Here is a 26,594-nt window from a genome sequence, read left to right as displayed (position 1 = left end):
GGGCCCCGCCCGCGACAACGTCGTGGAGCGCGTGCGCTCCAGGGGCCGCCACGGCGCCTGAGGGCCCCTCCCGCCCCCTCACCGCGGCGGGTTCCTGCTCCGTCCCTCCGGTGCAGGAACCCGCCGCTTCTCTTCGTCGGCCGCCCGGCCCTTCCGCGATGATCTCGACAAAGTCGAGATCATCGCGGGGGAGCACCCGCTTGCGCCGCTGCCGTCGCCCGTGCCCGGCGCTGTGCCGGGTTCCGGGCTCTACAGCTCCCCGAGGAGCAGCTCCGGGGCCTCCACGCAGTCGGCGACGAAGCGCAGGAAGCCCCCGGCGGTGCCGCCGTCGCACACGCGGTGGTCGAAGGCGAGGGTCAGCTCGGTCACCGGTCGCACGGACAGCTCGCCGTCCACCGCCCACGGACGGTCGATGATCCGGCCCATGCCCAGGATCGCCGCCTCCGGATGGTTGATGATCGCCGCCGAGCCGTCGACCCCGAACACCCCGTAGTTGTTCACCGTGAAGGTGCCCCCGGACATGTCCTCCGGGGACAGGGCGCCGTCGCGGGCCGTGCGCGCCGTCTCGGCGATCGCGGCCGACACCTCCCGCGCGTTCATCGCCCCCGCGTCCCGGACCACCGGCACCACCAGGCCGCGCGGCGTCTGCGCCGCCACGCCCAGGTTGATCCGGGAGAACCGGACCAGTTCCCCACGCTCGGTGTCGACCTGGCTGTTCAGGTCCGGGAAGCGCCGGAGCCCCAGCGTGCAGAACCGCGCGAGCAGCCCCAGCAGGCTCACCGGCCGGTCGGGGTCGGCCGCGTTCAGGCGGGACCGCAGCCCCACCAGCCCGGAGGCGTCCACGTCGACCCACACCGTCGCCTCAGGGATCTCCCGCCGCGAGCGGGACAGCCGCTCGGCCATGGCCGCATGCGCCCCGCGCATCGGGATCCGCTCTTCGGGGCCGCGCGGTCCCGAGTCCCCGCCGGGTGATCCGTCGGCGCCGGGCGCCCCATCCGTGCCCGCCGGACCCGCCGCGCCCTGCCCGCGCAGCGCGCGGACGGCCGCCTCCACGTCGCGCCGCAGCACCAGCCCGCCCTCGCCGCTTCCGGCGAGGCGCGCGACGTCCACGCCGTTCTCTCTGGCCAGCCGCCGTACCAGCGGGGAGACCACGGGCGGGACCCGGCCCGCCCGCGGGTCCGGGCCGGAGGGCGGCGCGGCGGACGGGGACACCGTCGTCCCCTTCCGGCGCCGCCCCCGGCGGGGCTGGGCCGCCCCGGTCCCGTATCCCACGAGGACCGCGCCCGAGCCCTGGCCCTGCGGCGCGGCGCCGTTGCCGCGCGGACCGGTCTCGGGAGAGGAGCGGGCCTCGGGGACGACGGTCCCCGGTTCGGTGAAGGTCTGCGGGGGCTCCGCGGCCTGCTCGGCCCCGGCGCCCGCGTCACCGGCCACGGTGACCAGCGGTGCGCCCACCGGGACGGTCTGCCCCGGCTCGGCGTGCAGCGCGGTGACGGTCCCCGCGAAAGGGCAGGGCACCTCCACCGCGGCCTTGGCCGTCTCCACCTCGGCCACCGGCTGGTCCACCGCGACCGTGTCGCCGACCGCGACCCGCCACTCCACCAGCTCGGCCTCGGTCAGCCCCTCGCCCAGGTCGGGCAGGGCGAAATCGCGCCCGCTCACCCGTGCGCTCATGCGCCCACCTCCGCCGGGGCGGGCGCGGCGGTCCAGGTGCGCTCCCACTGCAGCCGGTCGAAGGCGTCCAGGATGCGGTCCACCGACGGCAGGTGGTGCTCCTCCAGCACCGGCGGCGGGTAGGGCACGTCGAGCCCGCACACCCGCAGCACCGGCGCCTCCAGGTAGTGGAAGCACTGCTCGGTGAGGCGGGCCGCGACCTCGGCGCCGTACCCGGCGAACCCGGAGGCCTCGTGCACCACCACCGCCCGGCCCGTGCGCCGCACGGAGGCGGCGGCGGTGGCGTCGTCGAACGGGGACAGGCTGCGCAGGTCGACCACCTCCACCGAGGTGCCCTCCTCGGCGGCGGCCGCGGCGGCCTCCAGGGCGGTCTCCACCATCGGCCCATAGGCCAGCAGCGTCACGTCGTCGCCGGACCGGCGCACCACGGCCCGGTCCATGGGGGCGGTGCGCACCGGCAGCACCGCCTCCTCCTTGGTCCAGTAGCGGCGCTTGGGCTCCAGGAACACGACCGGGTCGGGGGAGTCGACCGCCTCACGCAGCATCGAGTACCCGTCGGACGGGGTGGCCGGGGTGACCACGCGCAGGCCGGGGGTGTGCGCCCAGTACGCCTCGGAGGAGTCGGCGTGGTGCTCGACCGCGCCGATGCCGCCGCCGTAGGGGATGCGGATCACCATCGGCAGCTCCAGGCGGCCGCGGGTGCGGTTGCGCATCTTCGCCACGTGCGAGACGACCTGCTCGAAGGCCGGGTAGGAGAACGCGTCGAACTGCATCTCCACCACCGGCCGCAGCCCGTACATGGCCATGCCCACCGCGGTGCCGACGATCCCGGCCTCGGCCAGCGGCGAGTCGAAGCAGCGCTCCTCGCCGAACTCGGCGGTCAGCCCGTCGGTGACGCGGAACACCCCGCCGAGTGGGCCCACGTCCTCGCCGTAGACGACCACCGAGTCGTCGGCGGCCAGCGCGTCGCGCAGGGCCCGGTTGAGCGCCTGCCCCAGGGTGACGGTCCCGGCCATCGCTCAGCCCTCCCCGATCTCGGCCAGCAGGTCCCGGCGCTGGCGCTCCAGCTGCGCCGGGATCGAGTGGTACACGTGCGCGAACAGGTCCTCGGGCGCGGTCTCGTCGTCGCCGGAGTAGCGCTCGCGGACGGCGGCGGCCGTGATCTCGGCCTCCTTCTCGAATCCGTCCATCGCCGCGTCGTCGAGGGCGCCCTCCGCGCGCAGCAGCGCCTCCAGGCGGGCGAGCGGGTCGCGCTCCTCCCACCGCGCACGCTCGGCGTCGTCCCGGTAGCGGCCCGGGTCGTCGGAGTTGGTGTGCGGGTCCAGGCGGTAGGTGCGGGCCTCGATCAGGGTCGGCCCGCCGCCGTCCCGGGCCGCCTCCAGGGCCTGGGAGACCGCCGCGTACACGGCGGCGGCGTCGTTGCCGTCGATGTGCACCCCGGCCATGCCGTAGCCGACGGCCTTGTGCGCCAGGGTGGGCGCTGCGGACTGCTTGTCCACCGGGACGCTGATCGCCCATTGGTTGTTCTGCACCAGGAACACCACCGGCGCCTTCCACACGGCGGCGAAGTTGAACGCCTCGTGCGCGTCGCCCTCGCTGGTGGCCCCGTCGCCCATCATCACCAGCGCGGCGGCGTCCTCACCGGCCCGCCGGGCCGCCCAGGCCAGCCCGACCGCGTGCGGGGCGCTGGTGGCCAGCGGCGTGCACTGCGGGGCGCACCGGTGGCGGCGGGGGTCGTACCCGCTGTGCCAGTCCCCGCGCAGCAGGGTGAGCACCTCGACCGGGTCGACGCCGCGCGCGACCAGGGAGACGCAGTCCCTGTAGGTGGGGAAGAGCCAGTCGCGGTCCGCCAGGGCCAGTGCCCCGCCCACCTGGCAGGCCTCTTGGCCGCGGGAGGAGGGGTACACGGCCAGGCGGCCCTGGCGGGCGAGCGCACTGGCCTGGCGGTCGAAGCGGCGGCCGATGACCATGCCGCGCAGGAGGGCGAGGAGGGCGCCCGGTTCGGGAGTGTCGTAGGCGGCCCCCTCGGTCCTGCGGCCGGTCGGGTCGACCAGCCCGACGGGCTCCACGGAGGGGAGCGGTGGAGCCGATCCGCGTGCGTCATCGCTGCGCTTCATGTCTTGAATATGTGCTTCGTCACCCCATACTGTCCATATCCGGCGGGGGACCGCGGACGAACGGACGGCACGGGCGGGAATGTGCGGCCGGACGTCCAGCCGGTCCACGATTCGGACGGTGTGAGGTGAGACACATGGCCGCGGCCCTCGACGACGTGGACCGGAGGATCATCGCCCTGCTGCGCGAGGACGGCAGGATGTCGATGCGCTCCGTGGCCGAGCGCGCGCACATCTCGCGCGCCAACGCCTACGCGCGGCTGGACCGGCTCCGCTCGGAGGGGGTCATCAAGGGGTTCACCGCGGTGGTCGACCCGGAGAAGTGCGGGTACGGGCTGGCGGCCTACGTGTCGGTGGGCATCCGGCAGGAGTCGTGGAAGGCGTTCCGCGACCTGCTGCGCACGATCCCGGAGGTGCACCACGCGGCGCTGGTGTCGGGGGACGTGGACCTGCTGCTGCTGGTGCGGGTGGCCGACGCGGCGGCGCTGCGCACGTTCGTGCTGGAGCGGCTGCAGCGGATCCCGGAGGTGGTGAGCACCCGGACGCTGTTCGTGCTCGACGAGATGGACGTGGCTCCGGCGCTGTAGGGATCGGTGTCGAGGGGAGGGCGCCCCTCGCATGGGAGACGCCCCCGGTAACCCGGCCCACGCCCTGTTAGAGGGCCACGAAACTCACGACCGGAATGTCCGTGGTCTCTCCAGGGGGCAAGGCGCCGACGATCCCCTGGCACTTGTTGTCCAGGGCGAGAAAGATGGGCGTGTCGGTGTGGTTGGAGAGAGCCTTGATGGGGCCTTTCCAGTGCTGTGGCAGCGTGTGACAGCCGGGGGCCGGGTTTTCGATGTAGTCGGTGGAGAAGTCGGCGTTGGTCCAGTCGACCCTCCCTTGGGCCGCTGAAGCGGGAGCCGCTAGGGAGAGGGTCATGGCGAAGGCCGCCGCCGTGGTGGCGGTGCCCGTGGCGATGGTGGTGGCGATGCGCTTCACGTCTGCTCCTGTCACGAGGGATGCACTGCCATCACCCTTGGTGTCCGACGTGTGGCGGACAGAAACCGTGGAACCTCCGAATCATCTGGGCGGGCGTTCGTTTTGGGTGATCTCGCGGTGCAATATGCGCTCTGCAGTCGCGAATCAGCACCGTGAAGCCGGTATTGCCCGTCGAATTGAGGCAGGGCGTATCTGTCGCCAAGGGTGGGCCGATCCAAAACCTTGACTTTGAGTTAACATGAAGTTCGAGGATGGCGCCATGACGGACACACACGACGACGTGGTCCTCTTCCACAACACCATGCGCATCCACGACGGCCACCTGGAGGAGTTCAAACGCGCGGTCGCCCGTGCCCTGGACTTCGTCCGCGAGCACGGTCCCCAGCTCATGGTCGAGGTCTTCATCGACGAGGAGCGGATGCTCGCCCACTCCTTCCAGCTGCACACCGGGTCGGAGTCGATCCGGATGCACATGGCGATGTCCGACCCCTACATCAAGGGCGTGATGGAGCACTGCGCGGTCGCCGACTTCCGCGTCTACGGCACCGTCGAGGACGACATCGCCGCCCTGCTTCCCGAAGGCGCCACCGTCCTGCCTCGCTTCACCGGGTTCACCCGCATGCCGGTCGGCTGAGGCCCCGAACGGGGCCGACTCCGGCCCCGGCCCTCAGGCGGTGTCGTCCGCTCCACCGCCGTCCGCCTCGGTGCCCTCCGCCGTGGCGGCCAGGCTCGCCGGGTCCTCCGGCAGCGCCTCCTCCAGGGCCGGGGCCAGCGACCGGGCGAAGGCGGCGGTCATGTGGTCGTCGTCGCCCATCACCAGCACGTTGCCCATGACCGCAGGGCACCGCTCGTCCGGGCACAGGTGGCCGGTCAGGTCGACCGGCGCGACGTTGGACGGCAGGCGCCCGCCCAGGTCCTCCACGGGGGAGCGCGGGGCCAGCGTCTCGCCCCGGTCGACCGCGCAGCTCTCCCGCCCCCGGGTGTCCACGCACTCGGGGGCGTCGAAGTCCAGCCGGGGCGTGTCGCGCATCGCGATCACCGCCACCCCCAGCTCCGCCATCTCCTCCCACCGGGCGAGGTAGCCGCCGGGGACGCGCTCGGAGCCGCCCTTCCCGGCCCACGCGCTCCGGGTGCCGTTGGTGAACACCGCGTCCGGCGGCGCGCTCCGCAGCTCCTCGTCGACCTGTGCCTTCCACTCCTCGCAGGACGCGGCCGCCTCCCCACCGCCCGGGCGCGGGTCGGTGCTGAACGCGCACCCGTTCTTGGTCATCACCTCGATGCGCCAGCCCCGCCGGTCGGCCACCTCCAGCAGCGCCGGGAACCACTGGCCCACGTGCGAGTCGCCCACCATCGCCACCGTGCGATCGGCCGACTCCGGGCCGAACGCGCACACCACCAGCTCCCGGCCGGTCAGTTCGGCGTTGCAGCCGTTGGTGTGCGTCAGCCACGGGTCCACCGGATCGGTCAGGTCCGGGTACACCGGCTTCTCCGGCAGGGACGCGGCCAGCCGTGCGTCGTCCACCACCCGGGCGCCCGGGTAGGAGCCGAAGTCGGCCGCCTGCTCCGCCAAGCGCTCCTGTCCGGCCGCAAGCCGCGCCTGCCACACGGGCATCAGCGCCAGCACCGGAACCAGGAACGCCGCCCCCGCGGCCACGGCGAGCCCCGGCCCGGGACGGGCGGGCAGGCGCCGGAGCACCCCGCCTTCGAGGGCCGGCTCCGTGCCCGCCGCCAGCGCGTAGGCCAGCACCAGCACGAACGCGCCGCCGAGCGCCCCGGCCTGCTCCCGCCCGGTCGCGGCGAGGAAGAAGATCAGGATCGGCCAGTGCCACAGGTAGAACGGGTAGGCCAGCGCCCCCAGGCGCCGCAGCGGCGGCAGCTCCAGGAGCGGGCCCACGCCGCGCGCAGGCGCGCCCCCGGCGCCCGCCACGACCACCAGGGCCGCGGCCAGCACCGGCCACAGCGCGATCCAGCCGGGGAACATGCGGCCCGCGTCGAGCACGGCCCCGCAGGCCACCAGCGCCGCGACCCCGGTCCAGCCCATCACCGCGCGCAGCCGGGCGTGCGGCCGTACCCACGGCAGCACCCACGGCAGCACCGCGGCCAGCAGCGCCCCCAGGGCGAGCTCCCACAGCCGGGCACCGGAGTCGAAGTAGGCCCACCGCTGGTCGGCCGCGGTGGCCTGCACCGAGTAGGCGAGCGACACCGCGGCCGCCACCGCCGCCGCGCCCGCCAGCAGCGGCCGCACCCCGATCCGGCCCCCCGACCGGGTGCGGGCGGCGGCCAGCGCCGCGAGCGCCGCCACCGCCGGCCACAGCAGGTAGAACTGGCCCTGCACGGCCAGCGACCAGAAGTGCTGCACCGGGCTCGCCTGCGACACCGACCCCAGGTAGTCGACCGCGTTGGCGGCCAGCTTCCAGTTCTCGTAGTACAGCGCCGAGGCCGTGATCTCCTCGGACACCTGCCGCCAGGCGGGGCGCGGCAGCAGCAGCGGCGTCGCGGCCGCCACCGCGAGCAGCACCGCCCCGGCCGCCGGGGACAGCCGCCGCACCAGCCGCGACCAGAACCGGGCGAAGGGCACGCGGCCCTCCCGCTCGATCGAGCGCAGGAGCGAGGCGGTGATGAAGAAGCCGGTGAGGAAGAGGAAGACGTCCACGCCCCCGGACACCCGGGTCGACCACACGTGGTAGACGGCGACCAGCAGCGCGGCCAGGCCGCGCAGGCCGTCCAGGTCGCTGCGGCGCTCGGGTGCGGGCGTGCGGGCGTCGGTCATGGGCGTGCGCGGAGGAGGGAGAGAGGCGGAAGGGACAGGGGCCAGCCTACGTCGCGTGTGGCGCAACGGGCGTCCGGCCCCGCGCCGCGGCGGCCCTTGCCCTCAAGCGCACTCGAAGGATTACCGTCGGTGGTATCCGGCCGCACACGGCGGCGCGACGCACAGGAGGCGGAGCATGGCCATCGAGCTCAACCACACCATCGTCCTCGCCGGTGACAAGAAACGGTCCTCGGAGTTCCTCACCGGGCTGTTCGGGCTGCCCCCGGCCACGCCGTTCGGCCCGTTCATGGCGGTCGAGGTCGCCAACGCGGTGACCCTGGACTACATGGACACCGATGAGGCGATCGTGCCGCAGCACTACGCCTTCCTCGTGGGCGAGGACGACTTCGACCGGATCTTCGCGCGCATCCGCGACCGGGGCATGGACTACTGGGCCGACCCCGGCAAGACGCGGCCCGGGGAGATCAACCGCAACGACGGCGGTCGCGGGGTGTACTTCGACGACCCCGACGGGCACCGGCTGGAGATCCTCACCCGGCCCTACGGCAGCGGCGGCTGACCCGCCCCGCGCTCACCCCACGATCGGGCGCTCCTGCGGGTACTCGAACCTGCGGGTGCGCCGCTGCAGGGCCAGAGCCGTCGCCACGGTGATCGGACCCAGCCGCCCGGTGAACATCAGCACGATGATGATCACCTCGCCGGGCGGCGACAGGTCGCCGGTGATCCCGGTGGACAGGCCCACCGTGGAGAACGCCGAGATCACCTCGAACAGGATCTGGTCCAGGGTGAACGGGGTGATCGTCATCAGCGCCATCGTCGCGGTGAAGATCAGCCCGATCGCCAGCAGCACCACGGTGATCGCCTGCTGGATCACGCCCTCGGTCAGCCGCCGGCGGGCGACGTGCACGCTCGACTCGCCCCGCACGTTGGCGTAGATGACGAACGCCAGCAGCGCGAACGTGGTCACCTTGATGCCCCCGGCGGTCCCCGCGCTGCCGCCGCCGACGAACATCAGCATGTCGGTCATGAACAGCGTCTGGGTGTGCATGTCGCCGAACGGCAGCGAGTTGAACCCGGCGGTGCGCGTCATCGCCGACTGGAAGAAGCCGGTGAGCACCTTCCCTCCGACCGACAGCGGCCCCATCGTGTCCGGGTTGCGCCACTCCAGCAGCAGGAACCCGGCCCACCCGGCTGCCAGCAGCACCGCCGTGGTCACCAGGGTGATCTTGGCGTGCAGCGTCCAGTGGTGGGCTTCGCGGCGGCGCCGGGCGTGCCGGTACAGCTCCACCCACACCGGGAAGCCCAGTCCCCCCGCGATCACCGCCAGGGCGATGGGCACCGTGATCCAGGGGTCGGTCGCGAACGACTCCATGCTGTCGCCGTACAGCGCGAACCCGGCGTTGTTGAACGCCGAGACCGAGTGGAACAGGCCCAGCCGCAGCCCGTGCAGCGGGTGCTCCCCGTAGGCCAGCACCAGCCGCGCGGCCAGCACCGCCGTCAGCAGCGCCTCGAAGACGACCGTCACCTGCAGGATGCCCAGCAGGAGCTGGCGCACCTCGCCCAGGGTGACGCTCTTGGTCTCGGCGCCCGCCCGCAACTGCATGCGCAGCCGCACCCGCCGCGTCACCAGCAGGCTCAGCACCGTCGCCAGCGTCATGATCCCGAAGCCGCCGACCTGGATCAGCACCAGGATCACCCACTGGCCGAACGTCGACCAGTACACCGGGGTGTCCACCACGACCAGCCCGGTCACACACACCGACGAGGTCGCCGTGAACAGCGCCGTCAGCGGCGGGGCCGCACCGGGCCCCGAGGTGGCCGCGGGCAGGCTCAGCAGCACGGTGCCCACCAGGATCACGAGGGCGAAGCCGCCGACGAGCAACTGCGGCGGCTTGGACCAGGGCCGGGAAGGCGCCATCCGGGACGGGCGGCGCAGGGGGCGCAGGGCGCGCCGCAGCCGCGCGGCCGCCCCGGCCCGCCGGGGCGCGGGCGGCCAGGTGCCGCCGGGCACGGTGCGCGGGCTCAATGGGCTCCTCGGGATGGTTCGGTAGTGGAACGGCCCGCACTTTTCGGGCGGCTGTAGCGATCCTAAGTGGGCCCATCGCGCGCCCCGACGCCGGAGGCGCAGATCAGCGTGTTGCGTTCCGGACATCCCTCGGGGGCGGGCACGGCCGATAGCATCCGCAGACGGGGCCGCTCACGGGCCGTGGCGGCCCCGTGCCGGGCCCGCGGACGGCCCGGCACCAGTCGGAACCGGCCACGGGAAGAGGGGACGCATCCATGCCGGGACGCTACGGCGGCGACCGCGGGTACGGCGGTCGCGGAGGCGGACGCGGAGGTGACCGCGGAGGCGGACGGGGCAAGCCCCCCGCGCCCCGCATCACCGGCGTGCGCGACGCGGCCCGGCTCGCCGAGGAGCTGGGCCGGATGGACGGCGCCTCCTACGGGCGCTACAAGTCGCTCGTCGGCGACTGGGAATTCGACGACTTCACCCTGAGCGTGGACAAGGTGCAGGCCGACCCGTTCGCGCCGCCCTCCCGCATCGCGGTGCGCATCCCCGCCGACGTGGCCGGGCTGCCCGAGCACGCCTGGGCCGACCCGGTGCGGCGCCGGGCCACCGCGGACTACCTGCTGCGGGTGGCGCACCGTGTGCTCAAGGGTGCCCGGCTGCGCATCGACGCCGGCGGCCAGCAGGTGCTGGACCGCGCCTCGGGCCGCATCCGCGACGGCGAGGTGCTGCTGCGCCTGGGCATCGAGATGCCGGGGCACGGCCGCCGCATCGACGGCCGGTCGGCGCGCGCCGAGTTCTGCGAGCGGCTGCCCGAGATGGTCGACGCGCTGCGCTGGGACGCCCTGGACACCGCCGAGGCCACCGCCTTCGCCGACAGCGTGCAGGACTCGGCGGCCCTGCGGGACGCCCTGCCCGGCCTGGGGCTGGTGGCGTTCGTCGCCGACGGGTCGGTGCTGCCGCGGGCCAGCGGGGTGAGCGACCGGCCCATGGAGGGCGACTTCGTGCCGTTCGCCTCGCCGCCGAGCATGCGGGTGTCCGTGCGGCTGCCGCACGCCGGGGAGGTGTCCGGGCTCGGCATCCGCGAGGGCATCACGCTCATCGTCGGCGGCGGCTTCCACGGCAAGTCGACCCTGCTGCACGCCCTGGAGCACGGGGTCTACGACCACGTGCCCGGCGACGGGCGGGAGCTGGTGGCCACCCGCGGCGACGCGGTCAAGATCCGCGCCGAGGAGGGGAGGCGGGTGGAGCGCACCGACGTGAGCGCGTTCGTGCGCAACCTGCCCACCGGCGCCGACACCTCCGACTTCCGCACCGACAACGCCTCCGGGTCCACCTCGCAGGCGGCCAACATCGCCGAGGCGCTGGAGGCGGGCGCGGGGGCCCTGCTCGTGGACGAGGACACCACCGCCACGAACCTGATGATCCGCGACGCCCGCATGCAGGAGCTGGTGCACGGCGACCGGGAGCCGCTGACCCCCTTCGTCGACCTGGTCCGCCCGCTGCACCGGGACCAGGGCGTGTCCACGGTGCTGGTCATGGGCGGGAGCGGGGACTACTTCGACGTGGCCGACCAGGTGGTGATGCTGGACGGCTACCGGCCCTACGACGTCACCGAGCGGGCGCGCGAGCTGGCCTCCGAGCGCACCGACGCCGACTTCCCGGTTCCGGCGCGGCGGGTGGTCGACCCGCGGTCGGTGGACGCGACGGCGCGCGGCCGGATGCGGCTCAAGCGGCGCGACATGGACGTGCTGACCTACGGCGAGAACGAGATCGACGTGCGGGGGCTCACCCAGCTCGTCGACCCCGGCCAGGTGATCGGTGTGGGGCTGGCGATGCGCACCCTGACCGAGCAGGGCCTGGTCGACGGCCGGGCGACGGTGGCCGAGGCGCTGGACGCGCTGGACGCGCTCCTCGCGGAGGCCGACGAGGACGGCACCGGCGCGGCGTCGGTGCTGGGCCGGGGGTACCTGGGCGACTATGCGCTGCCGAGGAGGTTCGAGACCGCCGCGGCGCTGAACCGGCTGCGGTCCCTGCGCGTCCGCCGGAGCGGCTGAGCGGAGCGGACCCGGGGAGGGGCCGCCGAGTACGGCCGCATACGAAATGCGCGGGCGGGGGAACGGTGTTGAGGGGAGACGCGGCCGCACTCGGTCGGCGGGCCCACGGGTCCCCCGGCCGGGGCGGCGGAACCCCGCCCGCACCACGCGGGTGTGTCGCCCAGGTCGTCTATCCTGGAGCGCGGACCCGGGCCCGGCCAGAGGGCACCGGGTGGCCCTATCCCTCGAAACGGAGATCCCCACTGGTGCCCGACCCCGCAGACCTGTACGAGCTCCGCCCCGGCGCCGAGAGCGGCGGGGGGTCGGTGATGCTCGTCGTCCTCGACGGCTACGTGGACGCCGGCGCCGTGGGCCGGCAGGCGGCCGAGGCGCTGTTCGCCGAGTCCAGCGCCGAAGAGGTCGCGGTGTTCGACGTCGACCGCCTGCTGGACTACCGCTCCCGGCGCCCGGTGATGACGTTCGTGGAGAACGCCTACACCGACTACAACCCGCCCCGGCTGGCGCTGTACCGCATGCACGACGCCGAGGGCACCCCCTTCCTGCTGCTGCACGGCCTGGAGCCGGACCGCGAGTGGGAGGGGTTCGTGGCCGCGGTGCGCGCCCTGGTGGAGCGCCTGGGCGTGGACCTGACCGTCGGCGTGCAGGGCATCCCCATGGCCGTGCCGCACACCCGCCCGGTGACCGCCACCGCGCACGCCACCCGCCCGGAGCTGGTGTCCGAGCACAATCCGTGGCTGGGCCGGGTGCAGGTGCCCGCGGGCGCGGCCGCGCTGCTGGAGTACCGCCTCGGCCAGGCGGGGCGGGACGCCACGGGCTTCGCCGTGCACGTGCCGAGCTACCTGGCCCAGTCCGAGTACCCGAGGGCCGCCATCGCCGCCCTGGACTACGTCGCCGGGGCCACCGGCCTGTCGCTGCCGGTGACCCGCCTGGAGGAGTCGGCCCGCGAGACCGACACCGAGATCGCCGCGCAGGTCGAGGAGTCCGACGAGGTCCAGAGCGTGGTGGGGGACCTGGAGCGCCAGTACGACGAGTTCATGTCGGCACGCGAGGGCCTGGACGCCCAGGAGCTGCTCGACGAGGATTCGGCCCTGCCCACCGCCGAGGAGCTCGGCGACGAGCTGGAGCGCTTCCTCGCCGACCGCGAACGCGGGGGGGACGGCTAAGCCGCATTGCCGGGACCATGGGCCGGCGGCCGCCGCCCGGCCACGCATCGGCCACGCACACGAGCCGAGCCGTGCGCTCCACGTGCGGACCAGGGCCCGTTGCACGGACTCGGGCCGTGGCCTTGGCCGTGCAACGGGCTGCGCCCCTCCGGGATCGCGGCGTCCGTGATCCCGACCACACGCACTCGGGTGTACTCGGGCTCGTCGTGCCGATCACGGCCCGCTGCTCGGCATCCGGTCACGGTCCTCGCCGCGTCGTCACGGGGCCGGGGCCCACTGTGCCGGAGGCCCGCGACGCACGGCTCCGCGTGCGCGGGACCAGGACGGGCATGCAAGGCTTGAGGACACCTCTGGCCGTGCCGGGCACGCGGAGGACGGGAGTGCGCAGAGGACGAGGGGCGTCGCCGAGGGCCGGGCGGCGAGGAGAGAACGAGGCCGCCCGCCGGGGCGGCGAGGGGGAGACACCGTGCTGTACCAGCTTCTGTTCCACGCCGTGCTCCGGCGCACCGACGCCGAGTCGATCCACCGGATCACCTCCGTCGGCCTGCGCGGGCTGGCCTCGGTGCCCGGGGCGGCCTCCGCCGCCCGCGCCGTCCTGGGGCCGCGTGAGCCCGAGCTGACCGTCACCGCCTTCGGCCGGGAGTTCCCCGGGCCGCTGGGCATGGCCGCCGGGTTCGACAAGGACGCCGAGCTGGCGGAGGGCCTCACCGCGGTGGGCTTCGGGTTCGTCGAGGTCGGCACGGTCACCGCGCAGGCCCAGCCGGGCAACCCCGCCCCGCGGCTGTTCCGCCTGGTCCCGGACCGGGCGATCGTCAACCGCATGGGCTTCAACAACCACGGTGCCGCCGCGGCCGCCGACCGGCTGCGGGAGCTGCGCGAGCGCCACACCGCGAAGGGGCGGCGCGGCCCCGTGGTGGGGGCCAACATCGGCAAGACCAAGGTGGTGCCCGAGGAGGAGGCCGCCGCCGACTACGCGGCCAGTGCGCGGGAGCTGGCCGGTCTGGCCGACTACATGGTGGTCAACGTCAGCTCGCCGAACACCCCGGGGCTGCGCGGCCTGCAGGCGGCGGAGCACCTGCGGCCCATCCTGGAGGCCGTGCGCACGGCCCTGGACGCCGAGGGGGCGGGCGACATGCCGCTGCTCGTCAAGATCGCCCCCGACCTGGCCGACGAGGACGTCGACGCCGTCGCCGACCTGGCCCTGGAACTGGGGCTGGACGGGATCATCGCCACGAACACCACCATCTCCCGGGAGGGGCTGGCCACCGACCCGGAGACCGTGGAGGCGGCGGGCGCGGGCGGGCTCTCGGGCGCGCCGCTGAAGGAGCGCGCCCTGGAGGTCCTGCGCCGGCTGCGGGCGCGGACGGGCGACCGCCTCGTGCTCATCGCCGCCGGGGGGATCGAGACGCCGGAGGACGCCTGGGAGCGGATCCGCGCGGGGGCGACCCTGGTGCAGGCCTACACCGGCCTGATCTACGGCGGGCCGATGTGGCCGCGCCGGATCCACCGGGGGCTGGCCCGCCTGGTGCGGCGTTCGGGCCTGCTGTCGATCGGGGAGGCCGTCGGCATCGACGCGCCGCCCGCCAAGACCGCGTCGTCGGCGGAAACACCGCAGGACTGAGCGGCCACGGCGGACGAACGGACAGGTCCACCCGGAGGTGGTCGGGCGATGCCCGCCCGCCTCCCGACGTTCACGGGGCCTGTCGGCCGCCGCCCTGTGTCATCGCCGCCCTCTGCCCGGTGTTCAGGCCGCCCGCCGCTCGGCGGGTGGTCCGGAGCGGGCACCTGCCCCTCCTAGGGCGTTGATGGGGGTTTTGTTGCCTGGTCAGTGGTCGTAGGCGGTGAGCGACCGCTTGACCGGGGCCCCGATCAGCCAGTTGTGCCAGATCGCGGCGTTGAGCGCGCAGATCCTCTGACTCACCCTGGCCCACAGGCCCTCGGTGGTGCGGGCGGCGTGGCGCTCCAGCCCGAGCTGGTTCTTCAGCGTCCAGATCACCGCCTCGATCCGGTCGCGGCCATGGCGGCCTCGACCCCGGCCCCGGCCAGGCCCTTGTCGCACACGATCGGGCAGGGCCCCGGGCCGACGGTGCGCACGTGGACCAGGTGCAGGGCCTGCTTGGGAAAAGCAGGAGGAGTCAACCTGGGCGTGGTGTCGACTGATGAGAACGCGGCGAGGGGCGTGCCCGGGCGCCGCGCAGCGATCAACACGCCCTAGTGCCGCCGACCGCCATCCGACGTTCGCCATGAACGGCGCCCGGCGCTTCGCTGTGCGGGCCTCAGTGGGCGGGGAGCGGCACCCCGGTGTCGAGTTCGGCGCCGAGGAGGGGGCCGTCCAGGTGGCTCGGGCGGATCCGTACGCCCGTCACCCGTTCGGCCAGGGCCAGCACCGACGCCGAGGGGTCGTCCGGTTCGCCGCTCTCCAGGCCCACCGAGCACATGTCCGCGTCCAGGGCGTCCGGGCGGGTCCCCCGGCGCAGGTGGGGTTCGCGGGCGTCGAAGAAGGTGCGCAGCACGCCGTCGGCCACCCACCGGAACTCATAGCGCCGGTCCATCAGCACGCGCACCGACACGAGCTCGGTCTGGGCCGACAGCGCCCGGTAGCAGTCCGGGCGGGTCGCCCGGCACCCGGTCGGCTCCACCACGACCGCCCAGCCGTTGAGGGTCAGCGCGTGCGCCGTCGGCGGCGGGCCGTCCTCGCAGCACAGGCCCGCCTCAACCGCGTCGGCGATGGGCAGGGAGCGCAGCCGCTCCTGCGGCGCCCCCAGGCGCCGCAGCGACTCGGTCTTGGTCAGCCCGCGCACATAGGAGAGGCAGAACGCCTCGGCCAGGTCGGGCTGGGTCTCCTCGAACCAGGCGTAGTCGGCTGCGCATGCGCCCATCGACATCTCCCTTCCCCGTGTTCGGGTGGTGCCGTCGCCGAACCCTTGCCCGGCAGGGGAGGGCTCCATAGATGGGACGAGGGGCGTATCGTGCCGAGTTCCCCAGCGGAACACCGGATACCGGGTCATGTCAGGCCTCCGCCGCGGGGGCGCCATAGGGCGCGCCGAGGCGCGCCGACCGGAACTTCTTCACCACGGCGTCCGAGCATACGTCCCTATGAAGGGTGTCGTCGCACGTGGTCGAGGGTCGGAGCCGTCAGGTGCGACACAGTGCCGCCGTTGTGGGGCGTGCGGCCCTCCCCCGCCCGCGCGGCGCCGGGCGTGGCGCGCGGGCGGAGGAGGGTGCCGGACTCGGCCGGGGGCGTCAGAGGTGCTGAAGCCGCGATGGCGCGCAGCGCCCTCGGCCGCCCCGACCTGCGGCGGAATGGGCTCTGGCCAGGGCGGACACAGGACGGCTCAACCGTGGCGGTGAGGGGGGCTCACGAGGCCCGGAGGGCGCCGGTCACCTGCATAACGTCTGGGCATCGACTCGGTCGTCGGACGGGAACCACCCTCGAAAGCGACGGGCCCCGCCCCGCCGTGCGGCCGGTCGGCCACTGCGGCGGGACGGGGCCCGATGCTGGAGCGCGGGGGGGATACAACCCACGGGGGCGTCGGCGCGGGAGCCTTCAGGGGCGGGTGCGAAGCCTGGGCGCGCCCCTCGTCGTGTCGTCCTCGGCCGTGCGGTGGCCGCATCCGGACGCCGCGGCCACCGGACGGGGGCCGGGCGTCACGCCCTAGTCCTCGTCCTTCTTCCCCTCGTCCTTGTCCGACTCGTCCGATCCCTTGTCGTCCTTCTTCTCGTCCTTCTTGTCGGACCCGTCCTCGCCCTTGTCGTCCTCGGGCTCGTCCGGGGCCCCGTCGAGGTAGCTCTCCCCCGGCTCGGTCTCCCCCAGGAGCTGGGAGACCGTGACCATCGAGTAGCCCTTCTCGTCCAGGCCCTTCACGATCTCCGGCACGGCGTCGATGGTCGTGCCGTGGATGTCGTGCATCAGGATGATCGCGCCGGGCGCCGCGCCCTTCAGCGCGCGATCGGCCACGATCGACGCGTTGCGGTCCTTCCAGTCGTTGGTGTCGACGTTCCAGATGATCTCGGCCAGCCCCAGTTCCGCGGAGACCGAGGCGACGTCGTCGTTCGTGGCCCCGTACGGCGGGCGCATGAGCACCGGGCGCTCCCCGGTCTCCCTGCTCACCAGGCCGTTGACCTCGGCCAGCTCATCGCGCACCCGGTCCTCGCCCACCGTGGTCAGGTCCGGGTGGGTCACCGTGTGGTTGGCGACCTCGTGCCCCTCGGCGTACTCCCGGCGCACGGTCCGCAGGTGCTCGCGCACCGGTTCGCCGGTCACGAAGAACGTCGCCTTGGCGTCGTACTCGGCCAGTGTGTCCAGCAGTTCGGGCGTGCGGCCGCCGGGGCCGTCGTCGAACGTCAGGGCGACGCACTTGCTCTCGGGGTCCGAGCAGTCCACGTCCGCGGGCGCCTCCGGGCCGAGCCGCCCCGGCACCTCGGCCGCGCCGCCGTCCTTGGGCGTACCGGCCTCGTCCAGCACCAGGTCCGGTGTCACCTGCGTGGCGGTCTCCTGCGCCCGCCGCCCGAAGTCCGACAGCAGCGGCTCGGCGTCCTCGCGGGGCACGACCGCGTGCAGCGCGCCCTCGGAGGCCGGGGCCACCTGCCCCTGGTCGAACTCGACCACCACGTCGCCGTCGGGGTTGAAACCGACCGAGTCGTACAGCCCGGCGATGGGGTAGAGCGCCTCCGGCTCCACCCCGTCCTCCTCCAGGCGCTCCTCGACCAGCTTGTTGAGCTCGTCCAGACCCTTCTGCCCGTCCAGCAGCTCGGTGGAGTAGGCGGTGTGCGCCGTGGCGGTGTCGTACCAGTAGGTGGAGGAGCCGGTGTGCTCGCCGTCGGAGTTCTTCTCCTCCAGCGACAGGCGCACCGCCAGGACGTCCGGCCCGGCGGCGCTCAGCGCGCCCTTCATGTCCAGCGCCTCGGCCCCGGACACGGCCGCGCGGTAGTCGTCGGCCTTCTCCTCGACGATGGAGTCCAGCTCCTCGGCGAACGGTTCGGCGCCGGGGACGGTCGGGTAGGCGATCTCCACGTCGACACCGCCCTCGTCCTCCGAACGCTTCTCCTCGCCGAGGTCGGAGACGGTGTCCGGGGCGACCTGCGTGAGGGCGTCCGGCTCGCCTTCGGGGCGTTTCAAGGGCTGTTCCCCGCCCCCGCCGGTGTTCTCGCCGTCGCTGGGGCTGCAGGCGCAGAGCAGCGTGGCGAGCGCCACCGGGACGGCGAGCGCGGCACGTGCGGTAAGCGGTCGGGATTCGGCTCGGGAATGGCGGAGCAACGGCCTTCGACTTTCGCTTATATCGGAAGAAGCGGACACGACGGATGGATCATCGCACCCGACGCGGCGCACGGTTCCGTGTTTCGGTCACAGGAGGGGAAAACCTCGGGACGGATCGTCCCATCGGCACGGGGGAGGGGGATGCGGACCCGGCCTCGGGGCGGGGGAGGGCCGCCTCCTATACTTCCAAACGCGGTCGGTACGCGCACGGTGAAACGCCGCGCGCGTCGCAAGAGGGAACCCGGTGCGAATCCGGGACTGCCCCGCAGCGGTGAGCGGGAACGAAAGCCGTCAGAAGCACTGGGCGCACACGCGTCTGGGAAGCGGCGGCCGGTAGGCCGGCATCCTCCCCGGCAGGGAGGGGCCACGCCCGCGAGTCCGAATACCTGCCCTCCGCCCGCGGGCGCGCCGTGCCCGCGGAGGTTCGCGAGCCCCGAGGGAGGGCGGCGGCCGGCGGGAGTGCCCGTGTCCCGGGCGGCCCCGCCGCGCGCTCTTCCCCGCCTCGCGGCCGCACGGCTGATCGACGAGGGAGAGACGACGCCAGTGACGACGACCGTCCACGGATACCCGCGCATCGGACCCGACCGGGAGCTCAAGCGCGCCTGTGAGGCCTACTGGTCCGGGCGCTGCGGCCCCGCCGACCTGGACGCGGTCGGGGCGCGCCTGCGCCGCGACGCCTGGGATGCCTACGCCGAGGCCGGGATCGACGAGATGCCGTCCAACACCTTCTCCTACTACGACCACATGCTGGACACGGCGGTGCTGTTCGGCGCCGTACCGACCCGCTTCGGGCGCCCCGAGGAGGCCGAGGACCGCGCCACGGAGCTGGACCGCTACTTCGCCATGGCGCGCGGCGTGCAGGACACCGCGCCGCTGGAGATGACCAAGTGGTTCGACACCAACTACCACTACCTGGTCCCCGAGCTGTCCCCGCACACCGGCCTGCGCCTGGTCGGAAACAAGCCCCTGGCGGAGTTCACCCAGGCCAAGGGGCTGGGGTACCTCACCCGGCCGGTCATCGTGGGACCGGTGACCTTCCTGCTGCTGTCCAAGCCGGCCGCCGGCGCCCCCGAGGGGTGGAGCCCGCTGGAGCTGCTCGACACCCTGCTGCCGGCCTACGCCGAACTGCTGCGCAGGCTGCGCGCGGCCGGGGCCGAGGACGTCCAGCTCGACGAGCCGGTCCTGGCCACCGACCGCGGCCGCGCCGCGGTGGCCGAGTTCGAGCGCGCCTACCGGTTCCTCGCCGGAGAGCGGGACCGCCCGCGGATCACCGTGGGCACCTACTTCGGCCCGATCGGCACCGAGGCCCTGGAGGCGTTCAAGCGCACCGGCGCCGAGCGGATCGCCCTGGACCTGGTGGCCGGGCCGGACACCGCCGAGGAGCTGGCCGCCGTCTCCGGCCTGGGGGACGCGGCCCTGGTCGCGGGGGTGGTCGACGGGCGCAACGTCTGGCGCACCGACGTGCGCGCGGCGCTGTCCCGGCTGAGCACCCTCATGGGCCTGGCCCGCGAGGTGGTGGTGGGCACCTCCTGCTCGCTGCTGCACGTTCCGGTGGACCTGGACGCCGAGACCGGCATGGACCCGGCCCTGCGCGCCCGGCTGGCCTTCGCCCGGCAGAAGCTGGACGAGGTGGCGCTGCTCGGCCGCGCGCTGAGCGACCCCGGCGGCGCCGCGGCCGAGCTGGAGCGCGCCCGTGCCGACCTGCCCGAACCGGAGGGCTTCCGCAACGCCCAGGTGCGGGCCCGGCTGGACTCCCTGGGCAAGGACGGCGGGGAGCGCCTGCGCGAGGGCCGGTGGAACAGCGAGGGCGAGCCGCAGTACCTGCCCACCACCACGATCGGCTCGTTCCCGCAGACCGAGGAGATCCGCAAGGCGCGGGCCGAGCACCGCACCGGCGCCATCGGGGACGAGGAGTACGAGTCCCGGATGAGGGCGGAGATCGACAAGGTCATCGCCCTGCAGGAGGACATCGGCCTGGACGTGCTGGTGCACGGCGAGCCCGAGCGCAACGACATGGTGCAGTACTTCGCCGAGCGCCTGGGCGGCTACACCACCACCGCTAAGGGGTGGGTGCAGTCCTACGGGTCCCGGTGTGTCCGCCCGCCGATCCTCTTCGGCGACGTGCACCGCCCCGAGCCGATGACGGTGCCGTGGGCCACCTACGCCCAGTCGCGCACCTCCAAGCCGGTCAAGGGGATGCTCACCGGCCCGGTGACCATGCTCGCCTGGTCGTTCGTCCGCGACGACCAGCCGCTGGCCGACACCGCCCGCCAGGTCGCCCTGGCCCTGCGCGACGAGGTCGCCGACCTGGAGCGCGCGGGCATCCGGCACATCCAGGTGGACGAGGCGGCGCTGCGGGAGCTGCTGCCGCTGCGCGCCTCGGAGCGCCAGGCCTACCTGGACTGGGCCGTGGGGTCGTTCCGGCTGGCCACCTCCGGGGTGGGCGGGCGCACGCTCATCCACACCCACATGTGCTACTCGGAGTTCGGTGAGATCGTCGGGGCGATCGAGGCGCTGGGCGCGGACGTGACCAGCGTGGAGGCGGCCCGCTCGCACATGGAGCTGGTGGACGACCTGGACCGCTCCGGCTACCGCCGGGGCATCGGCCCGGGGGTCTACGACATCCACTCCCCGCGGGTGCCCTCCGCCGACGAGATCGAGGCGGCGCTGCGCACCGCCCTGCGGGCGGTCGAGCCCGAGCGGCTGTGGGTGAACCCGGACTGCGGGCTGAAGACCCGCGGCTACCCGGAGGTCGAACCGGCGCTGCGCAACATGGTGGAGGCCGCGCGCCGGGTGCGCGCCGACCTGACCGGCTGATCCGGGAACGGAGGCGAGGAGAGCGCGAGGGGGCGCGGGCCGTGGCCCGCGCCCCCTCTTCCGCCTCCGCGGTGCGCCGCTGCGGCGCCGTGCCCGCGGCTCAGGAGCCGACCAGGCTCAGGGCCTCCTCGCCGAGGCCGGGGACCGTGTCCTTGACGTCGTCGTACTTGAGCGGCGGCGGGGTGTCCTCGTCGGCCTGGAAGCCCGGCGAGAGCGAGTACTCGACGGTGATGTTGATGTTGCCCTGGCGGATGAGCAGCGTGGTGAGCGAGTCGTGGGTCCGGAGCACCTTCTGGGTGCCGAACACCATGGCCGCCTCCTCGCCCAGGTCGATGTCCTCCTCGACCTCCTCGACCGTGGTCTCGATGATCTCGGTGCTCTCCTCGGAGGCGCGCTCGAGGTTGGACTGGAAGTCCTCCTTGGCCCCCTCGACCGAGTCCGAGCCGCCGTAGGGCACGTCGTAGGTCACCCTCAGGTTGCCGTACTCGTCGCCGTCGCCCCGGATGGACCACATGCAGTAGGACGAGCTGTCGGTGAGCGACTTGCTGCCGTCGGTGGCACCGAAGTCGGCCAGGCTCTTCTCGGAGAGGGCCGAGCAGGGGTCCTCGGGCAGCGCGTAGGGCGGCTCGCCCTGCGGGCCGTCGGCCTGGGTGCCCTCGGTCTCCTCGGTCTCCTCCGGCTCGGCGGGCTCTTCGGTGGAGCCCTGGGCGCTGCCGCCGCCGCCCTGCTCGCCGCCGCCTCCGCCGCTGCCGTCGTTGCGCAGCAGCATGAAGATCACGGCGATCACCAGGATGACGATGATCACGCCGCCGCCGATCACGATCCACAGGCCCGCGCTGCTCTTCTTCGGCGGCGGGTATCCGGGCGCGCCGCCGGGGCCGGGGGCGCCGGGGCCGGGCGGGCCGCCGGGCCCGGGGCCGTACGGGGGCGGACCGCCGCCGTACATCTGCTGGTCGTGAGGGGCGTACTGCGGCCCGGACCCCCCGTAGGGGGGTTGATAGCCGGGCTGCTGTCCGTAAGGTCCGTTTTCGCTCATGACTCCCCTCGCCACCTGCGTGACTGAAACGTTTCGTGAGACGCACGACGGCGCCCTCACGGTTCCCCTTCGGCGGGAAACGTGGAGCCGGGCGCCGATCGCGCCCGTCCACGGGCGTCCCTCCGCGTCTGGTCGGCAGGAGGCGGGCCCCGGGTTCGGCATCCTAGCGTTCGGCCCGGGGCGGGAGAGAGGGCGGGAGGGCGGTTGGACCGCATCGTCACGGTTTCGTGGCGGATCCGTGCCTGTGCCGCCTCTGGCGGGCCCTCCGATCGTTGCCGGAATGAGACCCCTGTGCCGCCGTGCGCGGCGTTACCGTGGCCCGGTGACCGACGGTGCAGACAACGGTGCGGACGGCGGCGCGCACGGTCCGGACGTCCCGGAGACCCCCGAGGGGGCCGACGGCGCGACCGCCCCGCCCCGCCACGGCTTCTGGGCCTGGCTGGTGTTCATCCTGGCCGTGGGGGCGGTGCTGGCCCTGGCCGGTTCGTGCACGGCCTACATCTACCGCCCGGTCTTCGGGGGCTGACCCCCGCACCCTGCCGGGCCGGGGGCATACGGGGCCCGATCGGGCCCCGGGGCTCAGAACATGCTGATGTGCACGTGGTCGAAGTGGTTCTCGGTGATGGACCCGCGGTCCTCCATGTCCCGCCAGCCCTCGGCGCCGCGGCGCACGTCCCAGATCTGCTGGCGGTAGATGATGTACATGATGCCCAGCCGCTCGGCGTTGTCCTGGGCCCAGTGCGCGATGTCCCAGCCGTGGTCGATCATCTTCTGGGAGGGCATCTGCCCGTCCCCGTTGACCATGAAGTCGCACGCGCGGCCCTTGGGGTGCTCGCCGACGACGTAGCCGCCGTCCGGCCGGTAGCACCCGTACCCGCCGTGCTTCTTGTTCTCCCCGAACTTCTCCAGCACGATGTCGCGCATCTGCCGGGTACGCGGGGTGAGGCTGTCCGGCGGCCCCATCTCCTGCACGGGGTGGTCGGCGATGAGCTCCTGGACCTCCTCGCGCCGGCCCTCCAGCTCCTCCAGGTCCTCCTCGACCGCCTCGGCCTTCTCCTCGGCGTTGGCGCTCGCCTTCTCGTCGCGCTCGACCGCCTCCTGCAGCTCGTCGATGCGCGCCTGGTGGTTGCCGGACAGGTGGCCGATGAGCTGGGCCTGGTCGATCAGGAGCTGGGGGTCCTCCTCGACGAAGACGGTCAGCGAGGGGTCCAGGCCCGAGGCGGTGTACCCGGCGATGGCCAGCTGCCGGACCTTGTCCCGGGCCTCCTCGACCTCCTCGCGGGTGGCGTCGGCGCGCTCCTGGGCCTTCTCCGCGTCGTCGAAGACCGCCTCCATGTCGCGCAGCTCGCCGTTGTACTCGTCGCTGAGCGCCTCGGCCCGGTCCTGCAGCTCCTCCAGGCTCTCGGCGGGGCGCGGCACCGGGACGGCCGCGGCGGGGGACAGCGGCACCGGGAGGAACAGCGCCGCGGCGAAGGCGGCGGCCCCCAGGCGGGCGGCCCGGCGGCGGGCCGCGCCGTCGGAGGGGCACGGCGGGTCGGGGGCCCAGAAGTCGGCGTACGGGTCGCCGCCGGTCCTCTCGTCCTCCACGTCCACGGCCTCCTCGGCCTGATAGGTCCGCGGTCCGACGACCGCGCATACGCACAGAGACATTAAAGGGAGATTCGGGCGGACGCCAACGGAACGCCGGTTTGTGGTGAACCTAACGCACCATTCGTCGGGTTCGTTCTCGTTTTCCATGGCCTGGTGTGGTTACGTGGGGGCGTGGATGCAACCGAGCACGCCAGCCCCGCCCTCCGCGCCGAGCCGCGCGGTCGTCGGCTGTGCCCCGCGTGGCACCGCCCGGCGGGCGGCTGTCGCCTGATGCCGGCCTGACATCCCGCCCCGCGACCGGGGCGCCGCGGGGACACGGTCCCCGCCGCCCAGCGCGTCGCCGCCTCTCGCCCTGCCTCCGGTGCCCCATGCTCTGACGTGGGCCCGTACGCGGGGCCGCCGTGCCGGGCCGCCGCCGGCCCGCGCCCCGCCCGCCCCGGAGCCGTCCGCCCTCCCGGCAAGGAGGGCCGAACGTCGAGGAAACCCGTGATAGAAGCAGTGGACCTGCACAAGGTCTACCCCGTGAACAAACGCAGGGTCGTCGCCCTGGACGGCGTCGACCTGTCCGTGGAGCAAGGGGAGGTCTACGGCGTCGTCGGCCAGAGCGGCGCGGGCAAGAGCACCCTGCTGCGCTGCGTGAACCTGCTGGAGCGCCCGACCTCGGGCCGGGTCGTGGTCGACGGGCACGACATGACCGCGCTGGGCGCCTCGGACCTGCGCCGCGCCCGCCGCCGCATCGGCATGGTGCACCAGCACTTCGCGCTGCTGTCCTCGCGCACGGTCGCCGGGAACATCGCCTTCCCGCTGGAGAACGCCGGGGTCCCGCGCCGCCGCCGCGCCGCCCGCGTCGCCGAGCTGCTCGACCTGGTGGGCCTGGGCGACAAGGCCAAGGCCCACCCCGCCCAGCTCTCCGGGGGCCAGAAGCAGCGGGTCGGCATCGCCCGCGCCCTGGCCTCCGACCCGGTGGTGCTGCTCAGCGACGAGGCCACCTCCGCGCTCGACCCGGAGACCACCGCCTCCATCCTGGAGCTGCTCCGCGACCTCAACCGCGAGCTGGGGCTGACCATCCTGCTGATCACCCACGAGATGGACGTGATCAAGCGGATCTGCGACTCGGCCGCGATCATGGAGTCCGGCACCTTCCAGGAGTCCGGCAAGGTCCTCGACCTCATCGCCACCCCGGGCTCGCGGCTGGCCTCCTCGCTCTTCCCGCTGCCGCCCACCGACGCGCCGGACGCGGTCGCCGTCACCTATCCGCGCGCCTACGACGAGCCGCTGATGTCCGAGCTCACCCGCCGCTTCGGGGTGGACGTCAACATCCTGGCCGGTGCGGTCGAACAGGTCGCCGGGACCTCCGTGGGCCGGTTGAACGTGCAGGTCACGGGGGAGCGGCGGGACGGCGCGCTGCGCTTTCTCACCGACAAGGGCCTGCTGGTCCAGGAGGCGGGCCGATGATCGACGCTTTGACCGAGTTCGCCTCCCGCCTTCCCGGCATGCGGGAGACGCTCTACTACGGCACCCTCGACACCCTGTACATGGTGCTCTGGTCCACCGTGTTCAGCGTCCTGTTCGGCCTGCCGCTCGGGGTCCTGCTGGTGACCACCGAGCGCGGCGGCCTGACGCCCGCCCCCTGGCTCAAGCCGGTGCTGGGCGCGGTGGTCAACATCGGCCGCTCGCTCCCGTTCATCGTGCTCATGGTGGCGGTGCTGTCGCTGACCCGGCTGCTCACCGGCACCACCCTGGGCCCCACCGCCGCCATCGTGCCGCTGAGCATCGGCGCCGTGCCGTTCTTCGCCCGCCTGGTGGAGACCGCCGTGCGCGAGGTCGACCGGGGCGTGGTGGAGGCCGCGCACGCCATGGGCACGCGCAAGAGCGCCATCGTCGGCAAGGTCCTGCTGCCCGAGGCGCTGCCCGGACTCGTCGCCGGGCTCGTGATGACCGTCGTCACGCTGGTCTCCTACTCGGCCATGGCCGGGGCGATCGGCGGAGGCGGCCTGGGCGACGTCGCCATCCGCGAGGGCTACCAGCGCTTCGACGACTACTACCTGTGGGCCACGGTGATCCTCCTGGTGGTCATCGTCCAGGCCGCGCAGACCATCGGCGACCTCGTCATCCGCCGGGTCTCCCACCGCTGAGCCCGGCCCCGCCCCGCGACCACCGACCGACAGCAGAGCCGCCCGCCGCGCCCGCGGCGCGGAGGCCAACCGACAACGAGGAGCAACAAGGTGCGTAGGACTCTGGCGATCATCGGCGCGACGGCCCTGGCGGCCACCGCCGCCGCCTGCGGCGCCCCCAGCGAGCGCGCCGCCGAGGACGGGGGCGGCGGCGGGGACGCCACCACCATCACCGTGGGCGCCACGCCGGTGCCGCACGCCGACGTCCTGACCTACATCCAGGAGAACCTGGCCGCGGACGCCGGACTGAACATCGAGGTCACCGAGTTCACCGACTACAACCAGCCCAACACGGCGCTGGTCGAGGGCGGTCTGGACGCCAACTACTTCCAGACCGTGCCCTTCATGGAGGACTTCCTGGAGGGGAACCCGGACGCCGACCTGACCTACGTGGGCGACGTCCACCTGGAGGCCTTCGGGCTGTACTCCCAGAAGGTCGGCGACGTGGCCGAGCTGGAGGACGGCGTGCAGGTCGGCGTCCCCAACGACGCCGCCAACATGGGGCGCGCCCTGAAGCTGCTGGAGGACCAGGGGCTGCTCACCCTCGCCGAGGACTCCGGGGACAACCCGTCCGAGGACGACATCGAGGACAACCCCAAGGACCTGGACATCGTCCCGACCGAGGCGGCGCAGCTCCCGCGGTCGCTGCCGGACCTGGACGCGGCGGCGATCAACGGCAACTACGCCATCGAGGCGAAGGTGGCCGAAAGCGCCGAGGCGCTGGCGTTCGAGGACACCGAGGGCAACCCCTACGCCAACGGGCTGGTGGTGCGCTCGGAGGACGCCGACGACGAGGCGGTGGCCACGCTCGACGAGCTGCTGCACAGCGACGAGGTGAAGCGGTACATGGAGGAGCAGTGGGACGGGGTCGTCATCCCCGTCGACGGCGGCGGCGAACAGGGCTGAGCCCCGCCCGGCCGGATCCCGCAGGGTCCGGCCCTCACGGTCACGCTCCG

Annotated in this window: 21 protein-coding genes, 1 pseudogene and 1 riboswitch; of the genes and pseudogenes, 11 read left to right on the top strand and 11 right to left on the bottom strand. The window is 73.7% G+C overall.

Features of this window, described 5'->3' with window-relative positions; all coding sequences use genetic code 11:
* Window positions 1–249: 249 nt before the first annotated feature.
* From D476_RS0120595 to pdhA, 3 genes are read right to left on the bottom strand one after another with little or no spacing between them, the layout of a single operon-like run.
* Window positions 250–1,719: a dihydrolipoamide acetyltransferase family protein gene (locus D476_RS0120595; RefSeq protein ID WP_017625816.1), complete on the bottom strand. Its 1,470-nt coding sequence runs from the start codon at window positions 1,717–1,719 to the stop codon at window positions 250–252.
* Window positions 1,668–2,687, bottom strand: a complete 1,020-nt coding sequence (locus D476_RS0120590; RefSeq protein ID WP_017625815.1) for an alpha-ketoacid dehydrogenase subunit beta — start codon at window positions 2,685–2,687, stop codon at window positions 1,668–1,670. Before D476_RS0120590 ends, D476_RS0120595 begins: the two co-directional genes overlap by 52 nt.
* Before the next feature lie 3 nt (window positions 2,688–2,690).
* Complete coding sequence (gene pdhA, locus D476_RS0120585) at window positions 2,691–3,788, bottom strand: pyruvate dehydrogenase (acetyl-transferring) E1 component subunit alpha (RefSeq protein ID WP_026123698.1); 1,098 nt, start codon at window positions 3,786–3,788, stop codon at window positions 2,691–2,693.
* A 134-nt stretch (window positions 3,789–3,922) separates the two neighbouring features.
* Here pdhA and D476_RS0120580 point away from each other — a divergent pair, with 134 nt between their 5' ends.
* The gene (locus tag D476_RS0120580; protein ID WP_017625813.1) at window positions 3,923–4,372 is read left to right on the top strand and encodes an Lrp/AsnC family transcriptional regulator; all 450 of its coding nucleotides are present in this window, start codon (window positions 3,923–3,925) and stop codon (window positions 4,370–4,372) included.
* 67 nt (window positions 4,373–4,439) lie between these two features.
* Here D476_RS0120580 and D476_RS0120575 read toward each other — a convergent pair whose 3' ends face one another.
* A complete protein-coding gene (locus tag D476_RS0120575) occupies window positions 4,440–4,766 on the bottom strand; it encodes a hypothetical protein (RefSeq protein ID WP_017625812.1) in 327 nt (108 codons plus the stop codon).
* Between the two features lie 259 nt (window positions 4,767–5,025).
* On the opposite strand from D476_RS0120575, the gene D476_RS0120570 reads away from it, so the two are divergent.
* The gene (locus tag D476_RS0120570) at window positions 5,026–5,400 is read left to right on the top strand and encodes a hypothetical protein (RefSeq protein ID WP_017625811.1); all 375 of its coding nucleotides are present in this window, start codon (window positions 5,026–5,028) and stop codon (window positions 5,398–5,400) included.
* A 33-nt stretch (window positions 5,401–5,433) separates the two neighbouring features.
* On the opposite strand, the gene D476_RS33995 is transcribed toward D476_RS0120570, so the two are convergent.
* Entirely contained in the window at window positions 5,434–7,536 is a 2,103-nt protein-coding gene (locus D476_RS33995; protein ID WP_017625810.1) for an acyltransferase family protein, read from the bottom strand.
* A gap of 175 nt (window positions 7,537–7,711) precedes the next feature.
* Here D476_RS33995 and D476_RS0120560 point away from each other — a divergent pair, with 175 nt between their 5' ends.
* Window positions 7,712–8,095, top strand: coding sequence for a VOC family protein (locus D476_RS0120560; RefSeq protein WP_017625809.1), 384 nt, complete (start codon window positions 7,712–7,714; stop codon window positions 8,093–8,095).
* A gap of 12 nt (window positions 8,096–8,107) precedes the next feature.
* Here the strand turns inward: D476_RS0120560 and D476_RS0120555 are convergent, their stop codons facing one another.
* Window positions 8,108–9,454, bottom strand: coding sequence for a TrkH family potassium uptake protein (locus D476_RS0120555; RefSeq protein ID WP_051061802.1), 1,347 nt, complete (start codon window positions 9,452–9,454; stop codon window positions 8,108–8,110).
* A 362-nt stretch (window positions 9,455–9,816) separates the two neighbouring features.
* Here D476_RS0120555 and D476_RS0120550 point away from each other — a divergent pair, with 362 nt between their 5' ends.
* The 3 genes from D476_RS0120550 to D476_RS0120540 all read left to right on the top strand — a co-directional run bounded on the left by D476_RS0120550 (window position 9,817) and on the right by D476_RS0120540 (window position 14,385).
* Window positions 9,817–11,601, top strand: a complete 1,785-nt coding sequence (locus tag D476_RS0120550) for an ABC-ATPase domain-containing protein (RefSeq protein WP_017625807.1) — start codon at window positions 9,817–9,819, stop codon at window positions 11,599–11,601.
* A 245-nt stretch (window positions 11,602–11,846) separates the two neighbouring features.
* Window positions 11,847–12,764, top strand: a complete 918-nt coding sequence (locus D476_RS0120545) for a proteasome assembly chaperone family protein (protein ID WP_017625806.1) — start codon at window positions 11,847–11,849, stop codon at window positions 12,762–12,764.
* Window positions 12,765–13,230: 466 nt separating this feature from the next.
* Window positions 13,231–14,385 (top strand): quinone-dependent dihydroorotate dehydrogenase, encoded by a 1,155-nt coding sequence (locus tag D476_RS0120540; protein WP_017625805.1) that lies wholly within the window; start codon window positions 13,231–13,233, stop codon window positions 14,383–14,385.
* A gap of 204 nt (window positions 14,386–14,589) precedes the next feature.
* On the opposite strand, the pseudogene D476_RS40260 reads toward D476_RS0120540, so the two are convergent.
* The 3 genes and pseudogenes from D476_RS40260 to D476_RS0120520 form a co-directional block, all read right to left on the bottom strand.
* Window positions 14,590–14,882: pseudogene (locus tag D476_RS40260) on the bottom strand (hypothetical protein); the annotation flags it as partial.
* Between the two features lie 158 nt (window positions 14,883–15,040).
* Window positions 15,041–15,643: a DUF6461 domain-containing protein gene (locus tag D476_RS0120525; RefSeq protein ID WP_239648777.1), complete on the bottom strand. Its 603-nt coding sequence runs from the start codon at window positions 15,641–15,643 to the stop codon at window positions 15,041–15,043.
* 776 nt (window positions 15,644–16,419) lie between these two features.
* The gene (locus D476_RS0120520) at window positions 16,420–17,958 is read right to left on the bottom strand and encodes a polysaccharide deacetylase family protein (protein ID WP_017625801.1); all 1,539 of its coding nucleotides are present in this window, start codon (window positions 17,956–17,958) and stop codon (window positions 16,420–16,422) included.
* 243 nt (window positions 17,959–18,201) lie between these two features.
* Window positions 18,202–18,429: riboswitch (cobalamin riboswitch) on the top strand.
* Window positions 18,430–18,564: 135 nt separating this feature from the next.
* Here D476_RS0120520 and metE point away from each other — a divergent pair.
* Window positions 18,565–20,838, top strand: a complete 2,274-nt coding sequence (metE, locus tag D476_RS0120515; protein ID WP_017625800.1) for a 5-methyltetrahydropteroyltriglutamate--homocysteine S-methyltransferase — start codon at window positions 18,565–18,567, stop codon at window positions 20,836–20,838.
* Between the two features lie 100 nt (window positions 20,839–20,938).
* On the opposite strand, the gene D476_RS0120510 is transcribed toward metE, so the two are convergent.
* On the bottom strand, window positions 20,939–21,874 hold the full coding sequence (locus tag D476_RS0120510; protein ID WP_239648775.1) for a DUF3558 domain-containing protein: 936 nt from the start codon (window positions 21,872–21,874) through the stop codon (window positions 20,939–20,941).
* Between the two features lie 322 nt (window positions 21,875–22,196).
* On the opposite strand from D476_RS0120510, the gene D476_RS33985 reads away from it, so the two are divergent.
* Window positions 22,197–22,400, top strand: coding sequence for a hypothetical protein (locus tag D476_RS33985; RefSeq protein WP_017625798.1), 204 nt, complete (start codon window positions 22,197–22,199; stop codon window positions 22,398–22,400).
* A 53-nt stretch (window positions 22,401–22,453) separates the two neighbouring features.
* On the opposite strand, the gene D476_RS0120500 is transcribed toward D476_RS33985, so the two are convergent.
* Entirely contained in the window at window positions 22,454–23,467 is a 1,014-nt protein-coding gene (locus tag D476_RS0120500) for a coiled-coil domain-containing protein (RefSeq protein WP_017625797.1), read from the bottom strand.
* 495 nt (window positions 23,468–23,962) lie between these two features.
* Here D476_RS0120500 and D476_RS0120495 point away from each other — a divergent pair, with 495 nt between their 5' ends.
* From D476_RS0120495 to D476_RS0120485, 3 genes are all read left to right on the top strand, one after another.
* On the top strand, window positions 23,963–24,919 hold the full coding sequence (locus D476_RS0120495; protein ID WP_017625796.1) for a methionine ABC transporter ATP-binding protein: 957 nt from the start codon (window positions 23,963–23,965) through the stop codon (window positions 24,917–24,919).
* Window positions 24,916–25,599: a methionine ABC transporter permease gene (locus tag D476_RS0120490; protein WP_017625795.1), complete on the top strand. Its 684-nt coding sequence runs from the start codon at window positions 24,916–24,918 to the stop codon at window positions 25,597–25,599. The genes D476_RS0120495 and D476_RS0120490 overlap by 4 nt, the downstream gene beginning before the upstream one ends.
* Window positions 25,600–25,689: 90 nt before the next feature.
* Window positions 25,690–26,544, top strand: coding sequence for a MetQ/NlpA family ABC transporter substrate-binding protein (locus D476_RS0120485; protein WP_017625794.1), 855 nt, complete (start codon window positions 25,690–25,692; stop codon window positions 26,542–26,544).
* The last annotated feature ends 50 nt before the right edge of the window (window positions 26,545–26,594 follow it).

Source organism: Nocardiopsis chromatogenes YIM 90109 (assembly GCF_000341185.1).
In the GTDB taxonomy this organism is placed as follows: Bacteria; Actinomycetota; Actinomycetes; order Streptosporangiales; family Streptosporangiaceae; genus Nocardiopsis_A; species Nocardiopsis_A chromatogenes.
This window is presented reverse-complemented; position numbering and strand designations above follow the sequence as displayed.